The 18344-nt window shown below is 65.5% G+C and carries 17 protein-coding genes and 1 pseudogene; 8 read left to right on the top strand and 10 right to left on the bottom strand.

Features of this window, described 5'->3' with window-relative positions; genetic code table 11:
- Positions 1-2 precede the first annotated feature (2 nt).
- Positions 3-311: an ANTAR domain-containing protein gene (locus ACFXHE_RS30930; protein WP_379387950.1), complete on the top strand. Its 309-nt coding sequence runs from the start codon at positions 3-5 to the stop codon at positions 309-311.
- 496 nt (positions 312-807) lie between these two features.
- On the opposite strand, the gene ACFXHE_RS30925 is transcribed toward ACFXHE_RS30930, so the two are convergent.
- From ACFXHE_RS30925 to ACFXHE_RS30915, 3 genes are all read right to left on the bottom strand, one after another.
- A complete protein-coding gene (locus ACFXHE_RS30925) occupies positions 808-1524 on the bottom strand; it encodes an alpha/beta fold hydrolase (RefSeq protein ID WP_379387949.1) in 717 nt (238 codons plus the stop codon).
- A gap of 72 nt (positions 1525-1596) precedes the next feature.
- Positions 1597-2559 carry an alpha/beta hydrolase gene (locus ACFXHE_RS30920; protein WP_379387948.1) on the bottom strand — a complete coding sequence of 321 codons (963 nt, stop codon included), beginning with the start codon at positions 2557-2559 and terminating at the stop codon, positions 1597-1599.
- Between the two features lie 111 nt (positions 2560-2670).
- Positions 2671-3693 (bottom strand): GlxA family transcriptional regulator, encoded by a 1023-nt coding sequence (locus ACFXHE_RS30915; RefSeq protein WP_379387947.1) that lies wholly within the window; start codon positions 3691-3693, stop codon positions 2671-2673.
- Positions 3694-3768: 75 nt separating this feature from the next.
- On the opposite strand from ACFXHE_RS30915, the gene ACFXHE_RS30910 reads away from it, so the two are divergent.
- Both ACFXHE_RS30910 and ACFXHE_RS30905 read left to right on the top strand, forming a co-directional pair.
- Complete coding sequence (locus tag ACFXHE_RS30910) at positions 3769-4386, top strand: TetR/AcrR family transcriptional regulator (protein ID WP_379387946.1); 618 nt, start codon at positions 3769-3771, stop codon at positions 4384-4386.
- Between the two features lie 337 nt (positions 4387-4723).
- Positions 4724-5203 carry a nitroreductase/quinone reductase family protein gene (locus ACFXHE_RS30905; protein WP_379387945.1) on the top strand — a complete coding sequence of 160 codons (480 nt, stop codon included), beginning with the start codon at positions 4724-4726 and terminating at the stop codon, positions 5201-5203.
- Between the two features lie 259 nt (positions 5204-5462).
- Here the strand turns inward: ACFXHE_RS30905 and ACFXHE_RS30900 are convergent, their stop codons facing one another.
- Positions 5463-6005, bottom strand: a complete 543-nt coding sequence (locus tag ACFXHE_RS30900; RefSeq protein ID WP_379387944.1) for a helix-turn-helix domain-containing protein — start codon at positions 6003-6005, stop codon at positions 5463-5465.
- 63 nt (positions 6006-6068) lie between these two features.
- On the opposite strand from ACFXHE_RS30900, the gene ACFXHE_RS30895 reads away from it, so the two are divergent.
- Positions 6069-6899 carry an alpha/beta fold hydrolase gene (locus tag ACFXHE_RS30895; protein ID WP_379387943.1) on the top strand — a complete coding sequence of 277 codons (831 nt, stop codon included), beginning with the start codon at positions 6069-6071 and terminating at the stop codon, positions 6897-6899.
- A gap of 213 nt (positions 6900-7112) precedes the next feature.
- Entirely contained in the window at positions 7113-7607 is a 495-nt protein-coding gene (locus tag ACFXHE_RS30890; RefSeq protein WP_379387942.1) for a hypothetical protein, read from the top strand.
- Between the two features lie 306 nt (positions 7608-7913).
- On the opposite strand, the gene ACFXHE_RS30885 is transcribed toward ACFXHE_RS30890, so the two are convergent.
- Together ACFXHE_RS30885 and ACFXHE_RS30880 are read right to left on the bottom strand one after the other, a co-directional pair.
- Positions 7914-8198, bottom strand: a complete 285-nt coding sequence (locus tag ACFXHE_RS30885; RefSeq protein ID WP_379387941.1) for a hypothetical protein — start codon at positions 8196-8198, stop codon at positions 7914-7916.
- A gap of 609 nt (positions 8199-8807) precedes the next feature.
- Positions 8808-9221, bottom strand: a complete 414-nt coding sequence (locus ACFXHE_RS30880; protein WP_379387940.1) for a winged helix-turn-helix transcriptional regulator — start codon at positions 9219-9221, stop codon at positions 8808-8810.
- A 69-nt stretch (positions 9222-9290) separates the two neighbouring features.
- On the opposite strand from ACFXHE_RS30880, the gene ACFXHE_RS30875 reads away from it, so the two are divergent.
- Positions 9291-9932 carry a nitroreductase family protein gene (locus ACFXHE_RS30875; RefSeq protein ID WP_379387939.1) on the top strand — a complete coding sequence of 214 codons (642 nt, stop codon included), beginning with the start codon at positions 9291-9293 and terminating at the stop codon, positions 9930-9932.
- A 449-nt stretch (positions 9933-10381) separates the two neighbouring features.
- On the opposite strand, the gene ACFXHE_RS30870 is transcribed toward ACFXHE_RS30875, so the two are convergent.
- Together ACFXHE_RS30870 and ACFXHE_RS30865 are read right to left on the bottom strand one after the other, a co-directional pair.
- Complete coding sequence (locus ACFXHE_RS30870; RefSeq protein WP_379387938.1) at positions 10382-10690, bottom strand: hypothetical protein; 309 nt, start codon at positions 10688-10690, stop codon at positions 10382-10384.
- A 190-nt stretch (positions 10691-10880) separates the two neighbouring features.
- Entirely contained in the window at positions 10881-11006 is a 126-nt protein-coding gene (locus ACFXHE_RS30865; protein WP_379387937.1) for a hypothetical protein, read from the bottom strand.
- A gap of 541 nt (positions 11007-11547) precedes the next feature.
- Between ACFXHE_RS30865 and mdlC the strand changes: the two genes are divergently transcribed.
- Positions 11548-13152, top strand: coding sequence for a benzoylformate decarboxylase (mdlC, locus tag ACFXHE_RS30860; protein WP_379387936.1), 1605 nt, complete (start codon positions 11548-11550; stop codon positions 13150-13152).
- Positions 13153-13576: 424 nt separating this feature from the next.
- On the opposite strand, the pseudogene car reads toward mdlC, so the two are convergent.
- Positions 13577-17101: pseudogene (car, locus tag ACFXHE_RS30855) on the bottom strand (carboxylic acid reductase).
- A 116-nt stretch (positions 17102-17217) separates the two neighbouring features.
- Positions 17218-17631 carry a MarR family winged helix-turn-helix transcriptional regulator gene (locus ACFXHE_RS30850; protein WP_379387935.1) on the bottom strand — a complete coding sequence of 138 codons (414 nt, stop codon included), beginning with the start codon at positions 17629-17631 and terminating at the stop codon, positions 17218-17220.
- Between the two features lie 178 nt (positions 17632-17809).
- Here ACFXHE_RS30850 and ACFXHE_RS30845 point away from each other — a divergent pair, with 178 nt between their 5' ends.
- Positions 17810-17995 (top strand): hypothetical protein, encoded by a 186-nt coding sequence (locus ACFXHE_RS30845; RefSeq protein ID WP_379387934.1) that lies wholly within the window; start codon positions 17810-17812, stop codon positions 17993-17995.
- Positions 17996-18344: the final 349 nt, after the last annotated feature.

Here is an 18344-nt window from a genome sequence, read left to right as displayed (position 1 = left end):
TCATGCCGAAGGAATGGACGGGCACCCTCATCCGCGCCGAACACGACGCCCTCGAGGCGCGAATGCCGCAGGTGGTCGAAGCGCGGGCGGTGATCGAGCAGGCCAAGGGTGTACTGATGCGCATGTACCGCATCAACGACGAGCAGGCATTCAAGCTGCTGGTGTGGCGGTCACAGGAAACCAACACCAAGCTCCGCGCCCTGGCCGAGCAGCTGCTCCGTGAGCTGCCCACCGTGCCACCGGCGGAGCCCGGCACGGTGTCGGCATTCGACCACATCCTGCTCACCCTGCACGAGCGCATACCCGGCTGACCACATCGGATGGACAAGGGTCTCGCCCCAGCGTCCCGGTAATGCACGTGGGGCGCGACCCTCGTATCGGCTCAACCGTCGGGGTTGTGTGTTGCGCCGACATCTAAGCGCATACCAACAGGTCGGCCTTCTCAACCTGTCGCTGCCCGATCGTGGCCGACCGATGATGAGGTCGTTACCAGCTCCCCCATCCCGTCCGCCCACGTCGCTGAAGTGTTCGAAAAACGATCAGAGTGGATCGGCGGTCCCCGGAATCACCAGGGTGTCCGCCGCATCCAGCCCATCCAGCCCCCACGGCACCCGCAGCGTGAACAGTCCACGTCGATCTGCGGGCGTTCCGCGTACAGCCGAACCCGATACCCGGCATGACCGTCCGGCAACCGGATTCAGCTGGACACCTTGACCGGTGTGGACAGGTCGAACGGGTTCACGCGGTCCAGGGCGAGGACTGCGTCGGTGTGCATGACACCTCAGCCGGCCGACCGCACCGGACGGGTCAGTTCGACTGCCGCACCGCACGCAGAATCAGTTCGGCGACCGCGCCGGGCTGGGACACTGTGACCGCGTGCGACGCGGCGATCTCGATCGATTCGGCCTGCGCGCGCTCGGCCATGAACCGCTGGGCTTCCAGCGGAATGTTCTTGTCGTCGGTGGTGAGCAGCGCGAATGCCGGAATGCTCGTCCACGCGGCTGCCGCAGCCGGTTCCTGGAGCGCGGCCAGCGCGACCGGCCGTTGGGTCATCGCCATGGCCGCGGCGGTGGCCGCGGGCACGTCGGCGGCGAACTGCTGCGGGAATTCGTCCTGTCGGATGTACAACTCGGTGCCGTCGGCGCCATCGGCCAGCGGGTAGGACGCCGGGCGGGTGGTCGGGCCGAGGGTCGAGCCCGGGAACTTGTCGGTCAGCGCCAACGCGCTCTCACCGGCCTCCGGAATGAAGGCCGCCAGATAGACGAGCCCGGTGACCTGGGGCTTCCCTTGCGCCGCAACGCTGATGACGCTGCCGCCGTAGGAATGCCCGGCCAGCACCACCGGTCCGTCGATGCTGTCGACGACCGAGGCGACATAGGCGGCATCGGAGGTGAGGCCGCGCAGCGGATTGGCCGCGGCGAGCACGGAAACGCCCTCGGCGGCAAGGATTTCGATGACGCCGTTCCAGCTGGAGGAATCGGCGAAAGCGCCGTGGACCAGGATGACGGTGGGGGTGATGGTCATGGGGATGGCTCCGGGGTCGAGATCGGATAGGACGGTTGTGCCGGGCGCGGATCGCCTCGCCCGGCGGTGCGGTCAGGGATGCAGCGCCGCGCGCAATGTCGCGACCGCCTGCGCCACAGCGGCCTTCGCGGCATGCGTATCGTGCAGCGCGTTCACCATCACGAAGTCGTGAATGATCCCGCCGTAGCGCACCTGGGTGACCGGGACGCCCGCCTCACGCAGCTTCCCGGCGAACGCCTCGCCCTCGTCCCGCAGCACATCGGCTTCGGCGGTGATGACCAGCGCGGGCGGCAACCCGGCGAGCTGTTCGGTGGTGGCGCGCAACGGCGAAACGGTAATGCGGGCACGGTCTTCGGCGCCGGTGGTGTACTGGTCCCAGAACCACCGCATGCCCTCGCGGGTGAGGAAGTAGCCCTCGGCGAATCGCTCGTAGGATCCGGTGTCGAAGTTGGCGTCGGTGACCGGGTAGAACAACACCTGCTGGGCGAAGGAGACATCGCCGCGCTCCTTGGCCATGAGCGTCAGCGCAATCGCCATATTGCCGCCGACCGAATCGCCCGCGACCGCCAGCCGGGAAGCATCCAGGCCCTTGCTCGCCCCATCGGTGGTGACCCACTGCACGATTCGATACGACTGCTCATTGGCGACGGGGTACCGCACATCCGGCGAGCGATCGTATTCCGGGAACACGACGGCCGCGTGCACACCGACGGCGAGATCACGAACGAGCCGGTCGTGAGTGTGCGCGTCCCCGAACACCCAGCCCGCGCCGTGCGTGTAGACGATCACCGGCAGCGGCTCGGCCGCGCCCTGCGGCTTCACGATGCGCGCCCGCACCGACCCGGTCGGGCCACCCTCGACGGTGATCCACTCCTCGTCGATCTCCGGCTTGAAGATCGGCGAATCCTGCACCGAGTCAACCGCTTTACGACCCTCCTCCGGCGGCAACTGGTACAGGAACGGCGGCTGCGAAGTGGCGTCCACGAACTCTTGCGCGGCCGGTTCGAGCGAAATCCCGTGCGGATTTCCAGACATGGTTGTGCGCCTTTCTACTGGAGATTTCGGTCGCCACCGCGGCGGTGACGAGATATTTTCATCTGGAACCTCTGCGCGCCGCCCCTCACTGCGGGCCGTGAAAACCCCGATTCAGGACACGGCCGCGATGACGGGCTCCTGCAGCGCCGGCCACTTCGCCGAGCCCGTGGCGCGGAAACGCTGCTGATACGTGCGCGGCGAAACGCCCAGGCGGGCAACGAAAGCCCGGCGCAGCGCCTCACTACTGCCGAATCCCGCCGCCATGGCCGCCTCGGTCACCGAGCACCCGGCGTGCAGCATGTCCCGGGCGACGCCGAAGCGAATGAACGCCACGTACTCGGCCGGTGAGCGTTCCAGCTCGGACCGGAACAGCCGGGTCAGGTGCCGCACGCTCACCCGGGCGTGCGCCGCGAGCGTCTGCACCGTATGTGGGAAGGCCGGATCCGCGCAGATCAGATCGACGACCGTGCGCACCAGCGGACTGCGCGGCACCGGACCGGTCAGGGAAGCCGAGACCTGCGACTGCCCACCCGCCCGCTGCATGTACACCACCAGCAGCTGCGCCGCCCGCCGCGCCACGTCCGCACCATGATCCTCCTCGACCAGGGCGAGGGCCAGATCCACGCCCGCCGCCACCCCGGCCGAACTGTAGAGATTGCCGTCCCGTACGAAAATCGCATCCGGCTCCACTTTCACGGCCGGGAACTTCCGGGCCAGATCCGATGCGAACTTCCAATGCGTGGTCACCCGCCGCCCGTCGAGCAGCCCGAGTTCTGCCAGCACCATCGTCCCACTACAGAACGACACCAGCCGCCGGGTGTGCGCGGACAGATGCCGAGCCGCCGCCAGCACCTCGGGCGTCACGAAAACCGAGGCCGGCAGTTCACTCCCCGGAATCACCACGGTGTCGAACCTCCCAGCCTCGGCCGCCGCGCCGCTCACCGCGACCCGGGCACCGATCGAGGTCTGCACATCCCGCCCGTCGGCCGAGAGCAACACCACCTCGTATCCGTTCACCGATTGATTGGCTTCCATGAAGACCTCGGCGGGACCGACGAAATCGAGCATCTTCACACCATCGAACACGAGGATCCCCACCCTGCGACGGGCGGTATCGGAAGATATTGATGACATGTCCACCAGTATTCTGGAGGCGCGCCTCCAAAACAAGTGGAGTGCTCGAGATCGCAGATTGATACGGTGAGTCCCATGGGTAGACCGCGACAGTTCGACGAGCAGGCGCTGCTCGATGCCGCGATCGAACTCTTCTGGCCGCAAGGCTTCGACACCACCTCGGTCGAGGACGTCTCCCGGGCCACCGGCATCGGCAACGGCAGCATCTACGGCGCCTACGGCAACAAACGCGGCCTGTTCCTGGCCGCCTTCGAACGCTACTGCGACCAGCGCGCCCGATTCGTCCGCGCGGCAATCGAATCCACCCCCGGATCGGCGCGCGCCGCCGTCCGCGCCCTCTGCCATGCCGTCATCGACGACTGTGCCGCCCATCCCGACCGCCGTGGCTGCCTCATGATCAATAGCATCGCCCACCTGGGCACTCGCATCCCGGAGGTCGCGACCATCGGCGCTCGCACCATTGCCACCATGGAAAACGCTGTCGCCGAACGCCTCCGCCGCGCCATGATCGCCACCGGCCCGGCCGACGAAGAACTCCTCTCAGCCCTGAGCGCCAATGTCATCATGACCACCCAGGGTCTCATCCAATTGAGCCGCATGGGCGTCACCTCGGCTCGCCTGCGCGAAATCGCCGACGTTTCAACCGAGATCCTCCCACCGGCATGGGCAGGCGGGCCGGAGCAGCACTGGTAGGACTTTGTCAGGTCGAACGAGGTGTGGTGACCGAGCGGGCACGTTCCGATCCAAATGCTGAGTGTGCGTTGGATTTTGCGGAGTATGCCGTAGAGGGTCAGTCCTGCCCGCCGGCCGATCTGGTGGCAGTCGCCCCGCACCTCGATCTCCGGTACTCCTTCAGGGTCATATCCACGGCGTACCTGCCGACGAGGACCGAAAACCGGCTGTCGGCTCAGCCGCCGCGATCACCAACGCTGCTGTCGGCTCGACGACCGCCCCATCTGGCCGACCCGACTTCGTCGAGGCTGCTCTCGGGCCCTTGCCTTCACCCGTGGACAGGTGAACCCTCGAATTCATGGCCAAGCCGTATCGAGCGGGGTGGGGTGTCAGGGCATCCAACGCGTGGATGCGGACCGTGATACGCGCCGGGTTGCCGATGTGGACCTTCCGTGTCCTCACCGTGCCCGGACGGCGCACCGGCCGCGCCATCCAGACGCCGCTGGCGGTGTTCGAACAACACGGCCGACGATATCTCGTCGCGTCCTATGGAACGGTGAACTGGGTGTGCAACCTGCGTGCGGCACAAGGGAAGGCGACGCTGCGCCACGGCAGACACCTCGAGTCCGTGACGGCCGTCGAGTTGCCCGCCGATCAAGCGGCCGAGGTGTTCCGCGCATCGCTGGTGGCGGGGCCGCCGCAGGTTCCCAAACCCCTTGTGGCGCTGTATCGACGGTTCTTCGTGCTGCCCTACCTGGATGTGGATGCGGACTCACCACCGCAGCTATTCCGCGACAACGCCCGCACCCATCCGGTTTTCGAAATCGTGTCGGGGTGACGAAAGCATCGGACCTCCGCACAGCCCGACCGAACAAACACTCGGGGCGCTGCCGCGAAGGCCCTGCCGACACCGCCCGAAGCGTCAACCACATCGTCGACAACCGTTGTGCCTCAACCGATCACCCCGACAGCGCGTTCGGACTCGATCCGATCACCCCAACCGCACTCTCCAGGTGTTGAGAATCGTTTTCCGAACATCGATATAGCGATGGGCGCACAGGGGGTTCGTCGGGTGTCGGATGCCGAGTGGCGCACTGTCAGCTCGGCGATGGTGGTTCCTCGCCCGGGAAAAGGATCGGGCTGATCAAGTACGGTCTGCGGCCCGGCCCGGGCTTGTTCGCGGCGAGGGGTGCGACGATGTCGCGGAAGCCGATGAGCATGGTGTCGAGTTCCTCTGGGCTGAGCCAGAGGGTGCCTTGGCGGTAACCGACCGAGTCGGCAACGGGGTCGGCGTCCGCTCGATCGAGGTAGGCGTTGAACTCGGCGATCAGGACGGCCATGGCGGCCGCGAACCCTCGGCGGTGGTCTTCCGACGTCATCACGCTGCTCGCGTCGGCAGAGACGGTCGGGCGGTCGGGTCGCAACCGATAGGAGCGTTCCACCGCGCCGCGCACGCGCCGCTCATCGCCGATCTCGAGCATTCCGCCCTCGGTGAGCAGGGCGAGGTGCCGGTAGACGCTGGTCCGGGGCACGTCGGGCATGCGGTCGCACAACTCGCCGGCGGTACGTAACCGGCCGCCGGACAGCGCGTGGATGATGCGCAACCGGACCGGGTGGAGCAGCAACTCGGTGGGGTCCATACCGCTACTATACCCATATTTGGTATCGTTACCAAAGTTGGAATTGATTGAAAGGTGACCGCGATGCGGAATGTTCCTGGGAGCCGACTGATGTTGTGCGGCACCGAGATCTACTTCGAAGTTTCCGGTGTCGGGGATACCTGGGTGGTGTTCGAATCCGGGGCGGGTGCCGGGCGGACACTCTGGGATCGAGTCACACCGCTACTGGCGGATGTCGCGCATACCGTCGCCTACGACCGGGCCGGTCGCGGCCGCAGCGGCAGCGCCGACGCGCCACAGAGCATCGACGACATGGCGGCCACTCTGGTGGCGTTGGTCGAGGAGCTCGCGCCGGAGCGGCTGATCCTGGTGGGCCACAGTATGGGTGGGCTGATCGTGCGCCGCGCCGCGGAAACGTTGTCGCCGATCGGGCTCGTCCTCATCGACCCGACACCGGAAGCCGCTCCCAACTACGACAATTGGACGCCAACCGTCAAGAAGACCGACCGCATCCTCGCTGTACAGCAGGCGCTGAGCCACTACCCACCGTTCATGCGAATACTGACCCGCTCCTACGGGCGCAAGTTCCCCGCCGATAGCTACGCCGTCAGCCTGGCCGAAGACTTCACCCCCGCCGGCCTCGCCCAAACCCGGCATGAGATAGCGGCCGTCGCGGCGGCGATCGGCGAATTCCGCCGCCGCCCACCACAACCGCCGAAATCCGGCATCGTCGTCATCTCGGCGATCCACGCCGCCAGCTACCAGGCCCGCAATCTCGACCTCATGCGCGAATACCAGCGCCGGTACGCCGACCAGGTCGGCGCGCAATTCGAGGACGCGGTCTCCGAACACATCATCCCTGCCGAACAACCCGAACAAGTCGCCGCCGCCGTGCGGCGATTGATGAGCGCATAGCCGGTCAAAGGATTCCGGTAGTAACCGCGGCTTGGGCGCCTCGGACTGGTGGGCGATCTGAGCCATCACCTGCGCACGCGACCGCTGCGGACGCCTGACAGTGAATTGCCAGCGAGACCCACTAGCGTGGCGCCGGCGGACGTGACACGAAATCCGGTGTGCCCGATGGCAACACGTCCGCAATCCGAGCACGATCATCACCGAAGGAGAGCCATGGCATCACCGGTTCGCATCAGCACCGCCCTCGCCGGAGCCGCCCTGGCGGTAACCGCCGCATCGATCTCCGGATCGGCGGTCGCGAACGCCGAGACCGTGGTCGCCGACCCGGCCGACTACCTGGTGGGCGACACGGTCTACTTCACTTACAGCAACCTGGCCAGCTGCGCCATCCGCCCCAACGGCGACGTCGGATGCGACATCACCAACTACGACATGCGCTGGTACGGCCTGTCGATCTCGAACATCTCCATCGACATCCCTTTCCTCCCGGCGCACCCCGCCCTGGGTCCTCTCGGCCTCCACGGCCGCCCCGGCAGCCCCCAGCTCACCGGTGGCGGCCCGGTCCCCGGCTCCAACTCCCCCTACGGCCCCGACGCCACCCTCACCTACGGCGGCGCGACCTGCATCGGCAGCGGCTTCCGAGGCGTGATCTCCTGCACCTCCAAGGGCCACCACTTCAACTTCGGCTTCGTCTCCGATTACAACTGACCGACGCTGCCCCTCGGCGAAACCCGTTCGCCGAGGGGCGGGTCGCGGTCAGGCCGGGATCGTCGCCGATCTGTCCGGGTCGGTCATCGGGTCCAGCTTCCGGCCCCGGATCGTGATCGCGACCACGATCGCCGCGATCAGCGCGTTGGCCCTCACCCACTTTGCGTTTGCCGTGCAACCAAGCTCGGCCCCGGAATCCTGAAGTGCAGAGTAGGTTCGGCGGCAGCGGGTTTCGTCTACCGTGCCCGGGCGTGCGTCAGGAGTGGTCGACCGAGGATTTGATCGGGTCGTGCTGGCCCTGGGATGCTACAGGTCGCCGATATTGCAGATCGAACTGAGCGTGGCGATGGCGCAGAGCATTTTGTAGAGCGGGTCGATAATCGCTGCGGAACCGGATTGCGCTGCGGCGGAGCCGGTCTGGATGAGCGAGGAGCCGCTTCCGGTCGAGGTGTCGACGATATCGGCCGGGCTCGAGGACGCGGGTGGCCGGAGGGAAATATCGGCTGCGGCGGGTCCCGCGGCGGTGGCGAAGGCCGTCGCGAGGGCGAGGGCGGCGAGTCCGGTTCGGACTGCGCGGTTTTGCGTGTTCACGAGCCTGACGCTATGTGAAATCGGTTCATTACAGCCCGGATTCGAATCCCTTGATTTCTGGGGCACAGATCCTCGGGGGTCGGTGTTCAGTCGGTGGGTCGGTTCTGAAGGGCGAGGACGTCCCAGAGTTGTTGCGCCGCACCGGTGTCACGGGCTGGTCTCCGACCGTGCTGTGATCACAGGGCAGTGATGACTTCGTCCCTCACCCGCAAGGTCGGCGCGCAAGCCTACGTGGAAAACGTTGCCCACCAACAACTTCGCAGCTGAATCAACGTCCGATAGGATTTCTCAGGATGATGGACAGTATGGCCTGGACCATCGGCCAGCTCCCCTTCGAGCAGCAAGAACGGCTCCTCGGAGTCCTCCACGAACTGGCAGACGCTGAGGAAAACCCAGCACGTCAAGAACAACTGCGGTCATTTCCATCCGCGGTGGGACTGGCCGAGGAGCCACCCAGCGGCGAATGACTTCATCCACCACTGAGCTATGAGGTGGCGGCGAACAGTGCGTGGGAACGGAACCTACTGCTGCTGCGCGGCAGCCACGGCCGCGAAGCCATTCTCGAATTCCCGGAGCGGATCAAATGCAGGGCTCGAGAAGTCGGGACGGTCAGGAACTCGTCGACTGTTGGTCAGCCGAGTCACGGTGTTGCCGCGAACCCGCTCGAGCGACTTCGATCTCGTTGATGTTGGCCTCGATCCATTCGCGCAGCGCGGTGATCGGGGCGCGCAGGCTGTAACCCAGTGGAGTGAGGGTGTATTCGACCTTCGGCGGGACGGTGGGATGGACGGTGCGGATGACGAAACCATCGGTCTCCAGTTCACGCAGGGTCTGGGTGAGCATCTTCTGGGAGATGCCCTCTATGCGGCGCTGCAGATCGGTGTAGCGCATGGTCCCGCCGGCGAGTGCGTCGATGATCAGGACCGTCCATTTGCCGGCGATCCGATCCAGCACCTGACGAGTCGGGCAGCGAGCGGAGAAGACATCGGCCGGCAGGCCCGAGGATTCGACATGTGTGCGCACCCCGACCATTGTAACGAACCGAAAGGTGCCTTCTTTCAATAAGTTTGCCACTCTCCGATAGTTAGTTTCATGAAAGCCGATACCTTGTCCGTCCCGGAAGCGATCCACCGGCGCCGCACCGTTCGCCACTACCTCCCCGATCCGATCGACCCGGACGTGCTGACCGAACTGCTGGAGCTCACCATGCAGGCCCCCAGCGCCTGGAACATGCAGGACCGATCGATCGTGGTAGTGACCAGCGAGGCCGGGCGAGCCCGGCTCTCGGAGGCGGCCTTCGGGCAGGCACAGCCCCGGGAGGCGCCGGTGGCGCTGGTCTTCGTGGCCGACAGTGCGGCATGGGAGGCGCCGAACACCGACATCGCCGACTCGGCCGGGCGCAGCGGTGCCTGGAACGCCGAGTTCACCGCCATGTTCGACAGCCGGGCGGAATTCCGCGACCTGCACCACCGCGGACTGTTGCGGGAGAACGCGGTGAAGAACGCCATGATCGCCGCCACCTACGCCATGCTCGCGGCCACGGCGCTGGGGCTGGCGTCGGCTCCGATGAACGGCTGGGATCCCGATCTGGTGAAGAAGGCGATCGGCATCGAGGACCGAGACGATCTGGCCATCGCAGTCATCGTGACGATCGGACACCCCGCCACCACCCCACCGCACCCAGGCCGGCGCCCGCTGGAACAGGTCGTCTTCGCCGAGCGCTACGCCACCTAGCCTCGTCACCGACCACCGTCCACGAATCAGATCCTCGGTCGCCCTGGGGGTAGTAGTGCATTCGCCCCCCAGATGCGACGCTAGCGTCGAGATAAGTTGCTGGACACGCTTGTTCGAGTTCGCCCGAACAGTGGCCCGAGATCCGGCGCTAAGGACCTACCACAGATAACTGCGCAAATGGCGTACTGATGCGGGATTCGCGCGGCAGAGCAGTTCCGGCACCGTGACCGATCGAGGCCTTCGAGCCCAAGTACCTGACCCGCGAGAACGTCCCGGCCGAGCTCGTCGCCAAGAAGCGCGAGATCGCGAGGAGGCCGGTGTCACCGTGACCCGCTTCGCCCGCTTCGAGGTCGGTCGGGCCTGATCGCCTGAAGCATCGAAAAGGACGACCTTCGCCCACCGGATTCCGTTGAGCGAAGGGCCTTTCTCGTCTTGTGGTGGCGGAGGTGCTATCCGATCCCGTTGCAGGTGGCAGACAGGGTGCAGGGGCGCGCACCGCCGAGCAAGACGTTGAGGAGGTCGGCGGGCGCGGCGAGCAGCGGACCGGCGAGGTTCGGCAGTCCGGCCTGGGAGCTGCCTTGGCTGGCGGCGACGGCACTGCCGGTCGGAATGGGACCGGTGGTCGCGCCCCAGATCGGATCCGCGGTGGCGGGTGTGAGGGGTATTTCGGCTGCGGCCGGCCCCGCGACGGCGACAAGGCCCGCCGCGAGGGCGAGAGCGGCGAATCCTGCTCGGACCGTGCGGTTCTTGGTGTTCACGCGCCGAAGATACGTGAAATCGATTCTTTTGAAACGGGATTGAGCGCCCCTTGTTCCTTGGGCAGAGCTTCCCAGTCGGTGAGCGTCATCGGCGTACGGAATCCGGCCGTTCGCCTGCCCAGTAATTCGCTACCAGCACGCGGCAACGGGTGCGCCTCCGGCGTAGCCCGCCGGGTCAGCGTGGGTGGATTCACCGCGCCCCGACGATGTAGGTCCGCTCTAGGTTGACAACGTAATTGTGGTTGCCCACCACCATTTGCGCCGACACGGCGCCACCGACCTGGACCTGAGTGCCCGGATCCGGTGAGTCGACCATGGGACCTCCCCCTTCAGGGGCGTCGATTCTAGCCGTTCGTCGCGCACACGGATTACCGAAATCCCTTTATTGACAATTGTTTCCGTGCCTAAGCAACGGAAAACATCGCAAGTGGACGGTTCTCGACAGGGCGGCGACAGCCATTCGACAGCAGCAGGACACCCACGCGCGATCACCAAGTCGGGCATCAACGGGGCGACGAGTGTGTGAGCGCGTCAAACCTGGACCATTCATGCTGAGGTGAGCTGACCGTGCCTCGGAAATGGCGGAAGGTGCTCTGATTTGCGTTGATTCGACTTGTCCATAGGTTGAATCAGCGTTATTGAGGAGCACCTTTCTGGTGGGGCAGTCGATGTTGTAGTACCCGTCGCTGAAAGTTGACGGTGAAGGGCCGGGGTGGTTTCACAGGCCGGCGAGACATCAGGGCCAAAACCAAAGGTCCCGACTCTGCTGCTTCGCTCCCCGGAGCGGTGATCGGTCGCTGTGCAGAAATGGTTGGTCCAATCCACTGAACTTCTCCGAGAAGGCAGGGCGATGTGTTATGACCACTGTTCGTGAAGCCACCATCGATTTGTGCCGTACGTTGGGTTTGACTACCTGGTTCGGAAACCCTGGGTCGTCGGAACTGACTCTGCTGCAGGACTTTCCCGACGATTTTCGGTATTTCCTCGGCCTGCAGGAGATGGTGCCGGTCGCGATGGCCGACGCTTGGGCGCAGATCACCGGCAAACCCGCGATAGTCAATCTGCACACCGCGCCGGGTATGGGCAACGCCCAAGGCGCGCTGTACAACGCGCACGTCAACAAGACCCCGCTGATCGTCACCGCGGGAAACCAGCGCCGAATCATGCAGAACCAGTACTGCCTGCTGACCAACCTGGATCCGACAGTGGTGCCGAAACCTTTCGTGAAATATTCTGCCGAGCCCGCGATAGCCAGCGAGCTGCCCGCGGTGTTGGCGCACGCGTATCACATAGCGACCACACCGCCGATGGGCCCGGTGTTCGTATCGATGCCGATGGACGACTGCGAAACCGAGCTCGACGACGGTCAGCTGGCCGACATCCACCGCGTACGCGACCGCAAGGTCAGCCATTCCGGTGGTTTCTCCGAGAAGTTGGCCCAGCAGGTCGCCACCCGGCTGGACGCGGCGCGAAGCCCGGTGATCATCGTCGGCGGGGACGTCGAACGCTACGGCGCTCGCGAGGATGTCGTCGCGCTGGCCGCACGGACCCAGGCCACGGTCTGGACGGCACCTTTGACCGGAATGTCCGGATTCCCGGAGAATCACCCGCTGTATCAGGGATTGCTACCTGCGGCGAAGGGACCGTTGTCGGACAAACTGACCGGGCACGATTTCGTATTGGTCATCGGATCCCCAGTCTTCCGCTACTACCCCCTCGTCGAAGGCTCGTATCTGCCCGACGGCACGACGCTGGTACAACTGACCAACGACCCCGACGAAGCCGCCCGCGCGCCGATCGGTGACTCGGTGGTCGGTGATCTCACCGCGCTCACCCGCGCGATCCTGGACCGAGTCACTCGCAGCGACCGGCCCTCGCAGGCGCCGCGCGGCGATATTCCTGCGTTGGAACCTGCCTCGGCACCGCTGGCTCCGGAGAGCTTGTGGAACGCGGTGGGTCGTGCGGCACCCTCGGACACCCTGTGGGTATCCGAGTGCGGCAGCAACGAGCAGATTGTCACCGACCTGATTCGGCCCAGCGGCCCGAAGTCACACCTGACCGCTGCCGGCGAGGGGCTGGGGTTCGGTCTGCCCGCGGCGGTCGGCGCTCAGCTTGCCGCCCCGGACCGGCCCGTGGTGGCCCTGATGGGCGACGGATCGATCCAGTACGCGATCACCGCCCTGTGGACCGCTGCGCATTACCGGATCCCGCTGACCATCGTCGTCGCCGCAAACAGCGAATACGGCATCCTCAAGGAATTCGGCGCCCTGGAGAAGACCTTCGGCGTGCCCGGCCTGGACGTCCCCGACCTCGACGTCGCCGCCACCGCGGCCAGTTTCGGAGTCCAGTCCCACCGGGCCGGGAGCGCAGACGAAGTCAGCGACCTGGTCGGCAAGGCCGTCGCCGACCACAGCAACCCCACGCTGATCGAGGTACCGATAACCAAGGTTCCGATCCACTGACCAACACGTTGGTCCAAACCCTGTGCACGCAAGAACGCCGCAGATTCCACGGGTCTGCGACGTTCTTGCAGCAATCCCTTGCCATCGAAGTCGAACAATATGGAATGACAACGAGCGCAACCGTTTTGGAAGAGCCGAGCCTCGATCGCGGACGCGATCCAGACACCACTCCACGTCGTGATGGTCTTGAGCCCAGTCGCCTCCGACGAACAGCACCGCCAATTCTGCTGGCCCTCAAACGATGTCGTGATAGCGGTGGTGTTCGGGAGAGCGCTGGGCGACCTAACTCACCCACCAGCCGCTACCGGCAACGAGTCGGTCCGATCGACCGACCTGCTGCTGCCAAGGCTCGAATCGCGGTACAGCCGACCGGTCACTGCATCGAGAAGGCGACGTCTCCCCGATCTGTGGCACCGGTTGCGTGTTACAGCAGTCCGAGCTGTTGCAGGTTGGTGATGTATTTGACGATGAGCGGCGCGGTGATGTGTGGAATGTCTTTGTCCGGGCCGATTTTCGCCTCCTGGACCGCGGTGTGGAACCGTTCGGCCGATGCGAGGGCTCCGTGCAGCGGCTTGTCGGGTTGTTGGTAGAAGTGCAGCAGCGGCAGCACGGAATGCCGGCGCTGCCGGTCCGGCAGGGCACGCATGGCGGTCTCGAACCGGTCCAGCCAGTCGTGGTAGTCACCGATCCGTTGGATCGGGTGGCCGGCGTCGATGAGCCAGTCGACGTATTCGTCGAGCCCGATGCCGTCGTCGTGCGGGTTGAGCACGTGATACGTCTGGGCCCCGGTTTCCAGCCATGTGCCCAGGGTGGCGATCGCTTCGGCGATGAAGTCGACGGGCAGGCCGTCGTAGTGGGCGGGCTGCCGGTTGCCGTCCTTGTCGAGTTCGTAGAACGAGTAGGGGGCGATACCGGTGGCGACCAGGGACAGCATCAGCCGGGTGAAGATGTCGGGCACGTTGAGCTGCCCCACGTACTTGGTGTCGGCCATGATCATGTCGCAGCGGAACACCGCCACGGGCAGCCCGCACACGTCGTTGGCCTCTCGCAGCAGCACTTCGCTGGCCCATTTGCTGGTGTTGTAGCCGTTGGCGTAGCTGTCGTCGATGCCGCGGGTCGGGTTGATGGTGCGGATGTCGCCGTTTTCGGTGAACTGCGACGGTGGGGTCTGGTCACCGACTCCGATACTCGACACATAGCTGTAGGGCTTGATCCTGGTGGTCAGCGCGAGCCGGATCAGTTCGGCGGTGCCTGCCACGTTGGGGCCGAACAGCTGGCTGTAGGGCAGCACATGGTTGACCAGGGCGGCGGGGTCGACGATCAGGTCGACGGTGTCGGCCAGCCGCTGCCAGGTCTGTTGATCCAGCCCGAGGTTCGGTTCGCTCTTGTCGCCGGCGATGACCTGCAGGTGCTCGGCGGCCACCTCGCGGTAGTGCGCCAGTAGCGCCGGATCGCCGCTGTCGAAGGTCTGGTCCAGCCGGGCGCGGGCGGCGGTGTCGTCCTTGGCGCGCACCAGGCAGATCAGGGTTCCATCGACGGGGGCCAGCCGTTCCATCCACTCCAGGGCCAGGAACCGTCCCAGGAAGCCGGTCGCACCGGTCAGCAATACGGTGCGCACGTGCGCACGGCGCCGCGGCAGCGTCGGCGCGACCGCCAGTATCGCGGCGTCGATGAACTTGTCCAGGGTCAGGTCGCGGGCGGCTACCTCGGTGACCTCCCCCTCGTCTGCGCGGCCGTGCACTCCGGCGAAGGTGGGCCGTTCGGCGCCGGGCTGTCGCTGCGCCTGGATGTAGTCGGCGAGGCCCTGCAGGTCGGTGGCAGGGCTGACGATGACACCCACCGGGACGTCGACGCCGAAGATCTCGTGTAGCAGGTTGGCAAAGGTCAACGCGGACAACGAGTCTCCGCCCAGATCGCTGAACTGCGCATCCGGCCGCAGATCGCTGTCCGCTGTGCCGAGCAGCGCTGCCGCGGCCCGTCTGATCGTCTGCAGCACCGGCTGGTCGGCGCCCTCGCGGCGCAGCCGGCGCAGCTCGTCGTCCTGGCCGTGGGCCAGATCGTCGTACAGTTGTTCGAGCTGCTGGCCGTAGCGTTGCTTCAGTTTGGGGCGCGCTATTTTGCCGATGCCGGTCAGCTGGCCGTTTTCCTGGCTGAAAGGCGTTGTCTCGATGATGAAGTCGCGGGGGATTTCGTAGGAGCGCAGCCCGGCTGCTTTCGCTACATCCTGTAGCGACGCGCTGATCCGTGGCCTCAGCTGTCGATTGTCACGGCCGGCCAGCGCCTCCTCGGAGGGCACGATCACCGCCAACAGGTAGGGGCGTGCGCTGTTGCCATAAAGGTAGATCTGCTGGACCAGCGGGCTGTCAGTGAACACCGCCTCCAGCTTGGAGACCGCGACGAACTCACCCTGGGACAACTTGATCACGTTGTTGCGCCGATCCGCGAACCGGAACAGACCCGGGGCCACCTAGGTGAAGATATCGCCGCTGCGGTAGTAACCGTCGGCGTCGAAGACCTCGGCGGTGACGTCCGGCCGCTTGTAATAGCCGGCGAACATCTCCTCGGATTTGACCAGCAGCTCGCCTCGCGGATGCGGCTGGTCGGTGTGGAAGTAGCCCAGATCGGGGACGTCGACCAGCTTGAAGTCGATCACCGGCGGATGTTGCACATGGCCGTCGACGAACACAAATCCTTCCTCGGTGGAGCCGTAGCCTTCCACCAGATGCAGGTCGAGGAACGACTCGACCCACGCCTTCAGGTCCGCAGACATGGGCGCGGAGCTCGTCATCGCCGACACGAATCGCCCGCCGAGCAGGTTTTGGCGCAGGTCCGCCATGACCTCGGCTGCCAGTGCCGCCTGGTCGGTACCCTCCGACGAGCGCCGATCCAGTTCGCTGCGGAACGCCTGGAACAGCATGTCCCACACGCGCGGCACGAAGTTCAAGTCGGTCGGGCGCACCGACGCGAGGTCGTCCAACAGGGTCGACAGGTCACTCTTGGCCACGAAGTAGGCAACGCCGCCGCTGCCGAGGCATGCATACAGGATCTGGCGCCCCATGCCGTGGCTCATCGGCATGAAGTTCAGCGTGATGGAGGGCGCGCCACTCGGCGACCACGATCCGCCCGAGCGGCGCCAGAAGTTGGCGATCAGCCGCTCGGGGTACATGGCGCCCTTGGGTGCGCCGGTGCTGCCGGAGGTGTAGATCAACAGCCGCAACGGGTCGTCCTCGTCGGAAACGAACGCCGACGCGGCGGGAAGGTGTTCACCTCGTGCGACGACATCAGCCAACGTTTCCACGATCACCGGGCTGGCCGCTTCGGCCAACCGGGTACGGGCGGCATCCACCGCCTCACGGTGGTCGTCGGACTCGGCGTAGTGGTCGAACACGATCAGCCGTGCGGGAGTATGGCCGGTCAGCAACAGGTCGACGGCGGTCGAAAGGTAATCGATGCTGGAGGCGATCACGGTCGGCTCGGTCTCGGCGACGATGGTCTGCAGTTGCGTGACCGACGCGCCGGTCTGCAACGGAACAGACACTGCCCCTAGACGAATCAGCGCCACATCGACGGTGGTGTAGTCCATGCTCGTGAAGCCGAGGACACAGACACGGTCACCGGGCCGCACCGGCTCGTTCGTCCAGGCGTTGGCAATCGCTCCGGAACGGTGCCACAACTCGGCGTAGGTGATGGTCTTGAATCCGGGCAGTAATTCGGCCGAGGTGCGGCCGGTGGCCGGGTCTTCGACGAACCGAACCTCACGCTGTCCGAGCGCGGGCCGGTCGGCACAGCCCTCCATCACGGTCTGCACAAGCTGCGGCAACCGCAGTCCCGGCCGCCGGATCGCTGCGGAAATCGCCTCATCCGGGCGGGCAGCAGCGAACTGCGGGTCGGTAGCGTACAAGCTCTGCATGCGGCGCGCGAGGCGCTCCATACCAGTATCGGTAGACATCGAAACCTCCTCTGCGGAACGAACCTTGGAGGCCGACGGCATTGTCGGTCACATGCGGAGCGGAGACCGAGCCGATTCGGGTGAGCCAGCCGAGCCACAAACCCGGGCTGACTCGATCACGTGGTCAGCGATGCGGGGGCGCGCTGCGGCTGCGGATTTTCGGCGGCGTGCCGAGTCAGCTGTCGAAGCAGAGGCAAGGCGACACGCATGGCCAGGCTCAATGTCACTTGCTCGTGGACAGACAGTGTGTCCAGCAGTTCGCCCAGCCGCTCATGCTGCGACTGGCGCAGCTCGGCCCGCAGTGCCCGCCCCGCGTCGGAAATCTCTACCAGGGTGGCGCGCGCATCGTCGGGGTCGCCGAGCCGAGCAAGCAAGCCATCTCGCTCCAACCGCCCCACCAGTTGCGTCATCGCCGGTTGACTGGCACCTGTTGCCGACGCCAGCGTCGTCAGCCGAGCCGGACCGTCCTCGTCCAGCGCCGCCAACACGGCACGCGCCGTCAGGCTGGTACCGCGGGACAGATGCCGCACCAGCAGCGATGCCCCTATATCGAGGGCTTCGGCGATAGCCTCTCGACTCTCGGAACCACATCCCCGCTCCATGAGCCATTTATATCACAGCATTATGCAAAAATCTAGGTCTACCCCTTGACGATCGGACTTCTACTGCAATTTGTGGAATTTTGAGCGATTATTAAATAATCACCTTATGATACTTGCCCTGAAGGGCATCGACCTCGGTCGCGTGATCGAAACGGGGCGCCGGCAGTGGCTACCGGGGATCTGCGCACTCCTCGATTGCGGCTTGGATCTGTTCGACGTGTTGAACGGAGATCCCGTCCGGCCGCGTGTCGGGATGACCACCGGCTTGGTCGATGCATCGCGTGAGCCGTAGCTACCCAGGCGGGCGAGTCACCAGCGGCCATCGCAGCGTCGCGGACGTGCACCCGAAAACCCTTGCCGTACAGCGCTATCCGGCAACTCCGGTGGATTTTCGGCGCGCCAGTCCCCTGTGGGTTCTCGCCACGCCTTGAACGGCGACAGTTGATCAAAGCTGGCGTACTGGATGCGCGATCCGGGGCAGCGGTGGTCGAGCAGCGGACCGCCCACGCAGAATCCCTGCCACCGCGTCCGACACCTCGCCACATACCCGTTTCGGTGATGACCAAGTGGTGCCGAGAACCACTGCGTCGGCGGGGGCCGTTGTTTGGCCGCCCGAATGCGGGATACCCGCCAGAGGACCG

The sequence above is a fragment of the Nocardia sp. NPDC059229 genome (genome assembly GCF_042754165.1).
Classification (GTDB): domain Bacteria; phylum Actinomycetota; class Actinomycetes; order Mycobacteriales; family Mycobacteriaceae; genus Nocardia.
Note: the sequence above shows the minus strand (reverse complement) of the source record. Positions and strands in the feature narration are given on the sequence as shown.

Coding starts and splice junctions, on each gene's coding strand:
- ACFXHE_RS30930 (WP_379387950.1), top strand. CDS start 3: ATGCCGAAGGAATGGACGGGCACCCTCATCCGCGCCGAACACGACGCC.
- ACFXHE_RS30905 (WP_379387945.1), top strand. CDS start 4,724: ATGGCCAAGCCGTATCGAGCGGGGTGGGGTGTCAGGGCATCCAACGCG.
- ACFXHE_RS30925 (WP_379387949.1), bottom strand. CDS start 1,524: ATGACCATCACCCCCACCGTCATCCTGGTCCACGGCGCTTTCGCCGAT.
- ACFXHE_RS30915 (WP_379387947.1), bottom strand. CDS start 3,693: ATGTCATCAATATCTTCCGATACCGCCCGTCGCAGGGTGGGGATCCTC.
- ACFXHE_RS30875 (WP_379387939.1), top strand. CDS start 9,291: ATGAAAGCCGATACCTTGTCCGTCCCGGAAGCGATCCACCGGCGCCGC.
- ACFXHE_RS30910 (WP_379387946.1), top strand. CDS start 3,769: ATGGGTAGACCGCGACAGTTCGACGAGCAGGCGCTGCTCGATGCCGCG.
- ACFXHE_RS30865 (WP_379387937.1), bottom strand. CDS start 11,006: ATGGTCGACTCACCGGATCCGGGCACTCAGGTCCAGGTCGGTGGCGCC.
- ACFXHE_RS30890 (WP_379387942.1), top strand. CDS start 7,113: ATGGCATCACCGGTTCGCATCAGCACCGCCCTCGCCGGAGCCGCCCTG.
- mdlC (WP_379387936.1), top strand. CDS start 11,548: ATGACCACTGTTCGTGAAGCCACCATCGATTTGTGCCGTACGTTGGGT.
- ACFXHE_RS30845 (WP_379387934.1), top strand. CDS start 17,810: ATGATACTTGCCCTGAAGGGCATCGACCTCGGTCGCGTGATCGAAACG.
- ACFXHE_RS30895 (WP_379387943.1), top strand. CDS start 6,069: ATGCGGAATGTTCCTGGGAGCCGACTGATGTTGTGCGGCACCGAGATC.
- ACFXHE_RS30920 (WP_379387948.1), bottom strand. CDS start 2,559: ATGTCTGGAAATCCGCACGGGATTTCGCTCGAACCGGCCGCGCAAGAG.
- ACFXHE_RS30900 (WP_379387944.1), bottom strand. CDS start 6,005: ATGGACCCCACCGAGTTGCTGCTCCACCCGGTCCGGTTGCGCATCATC.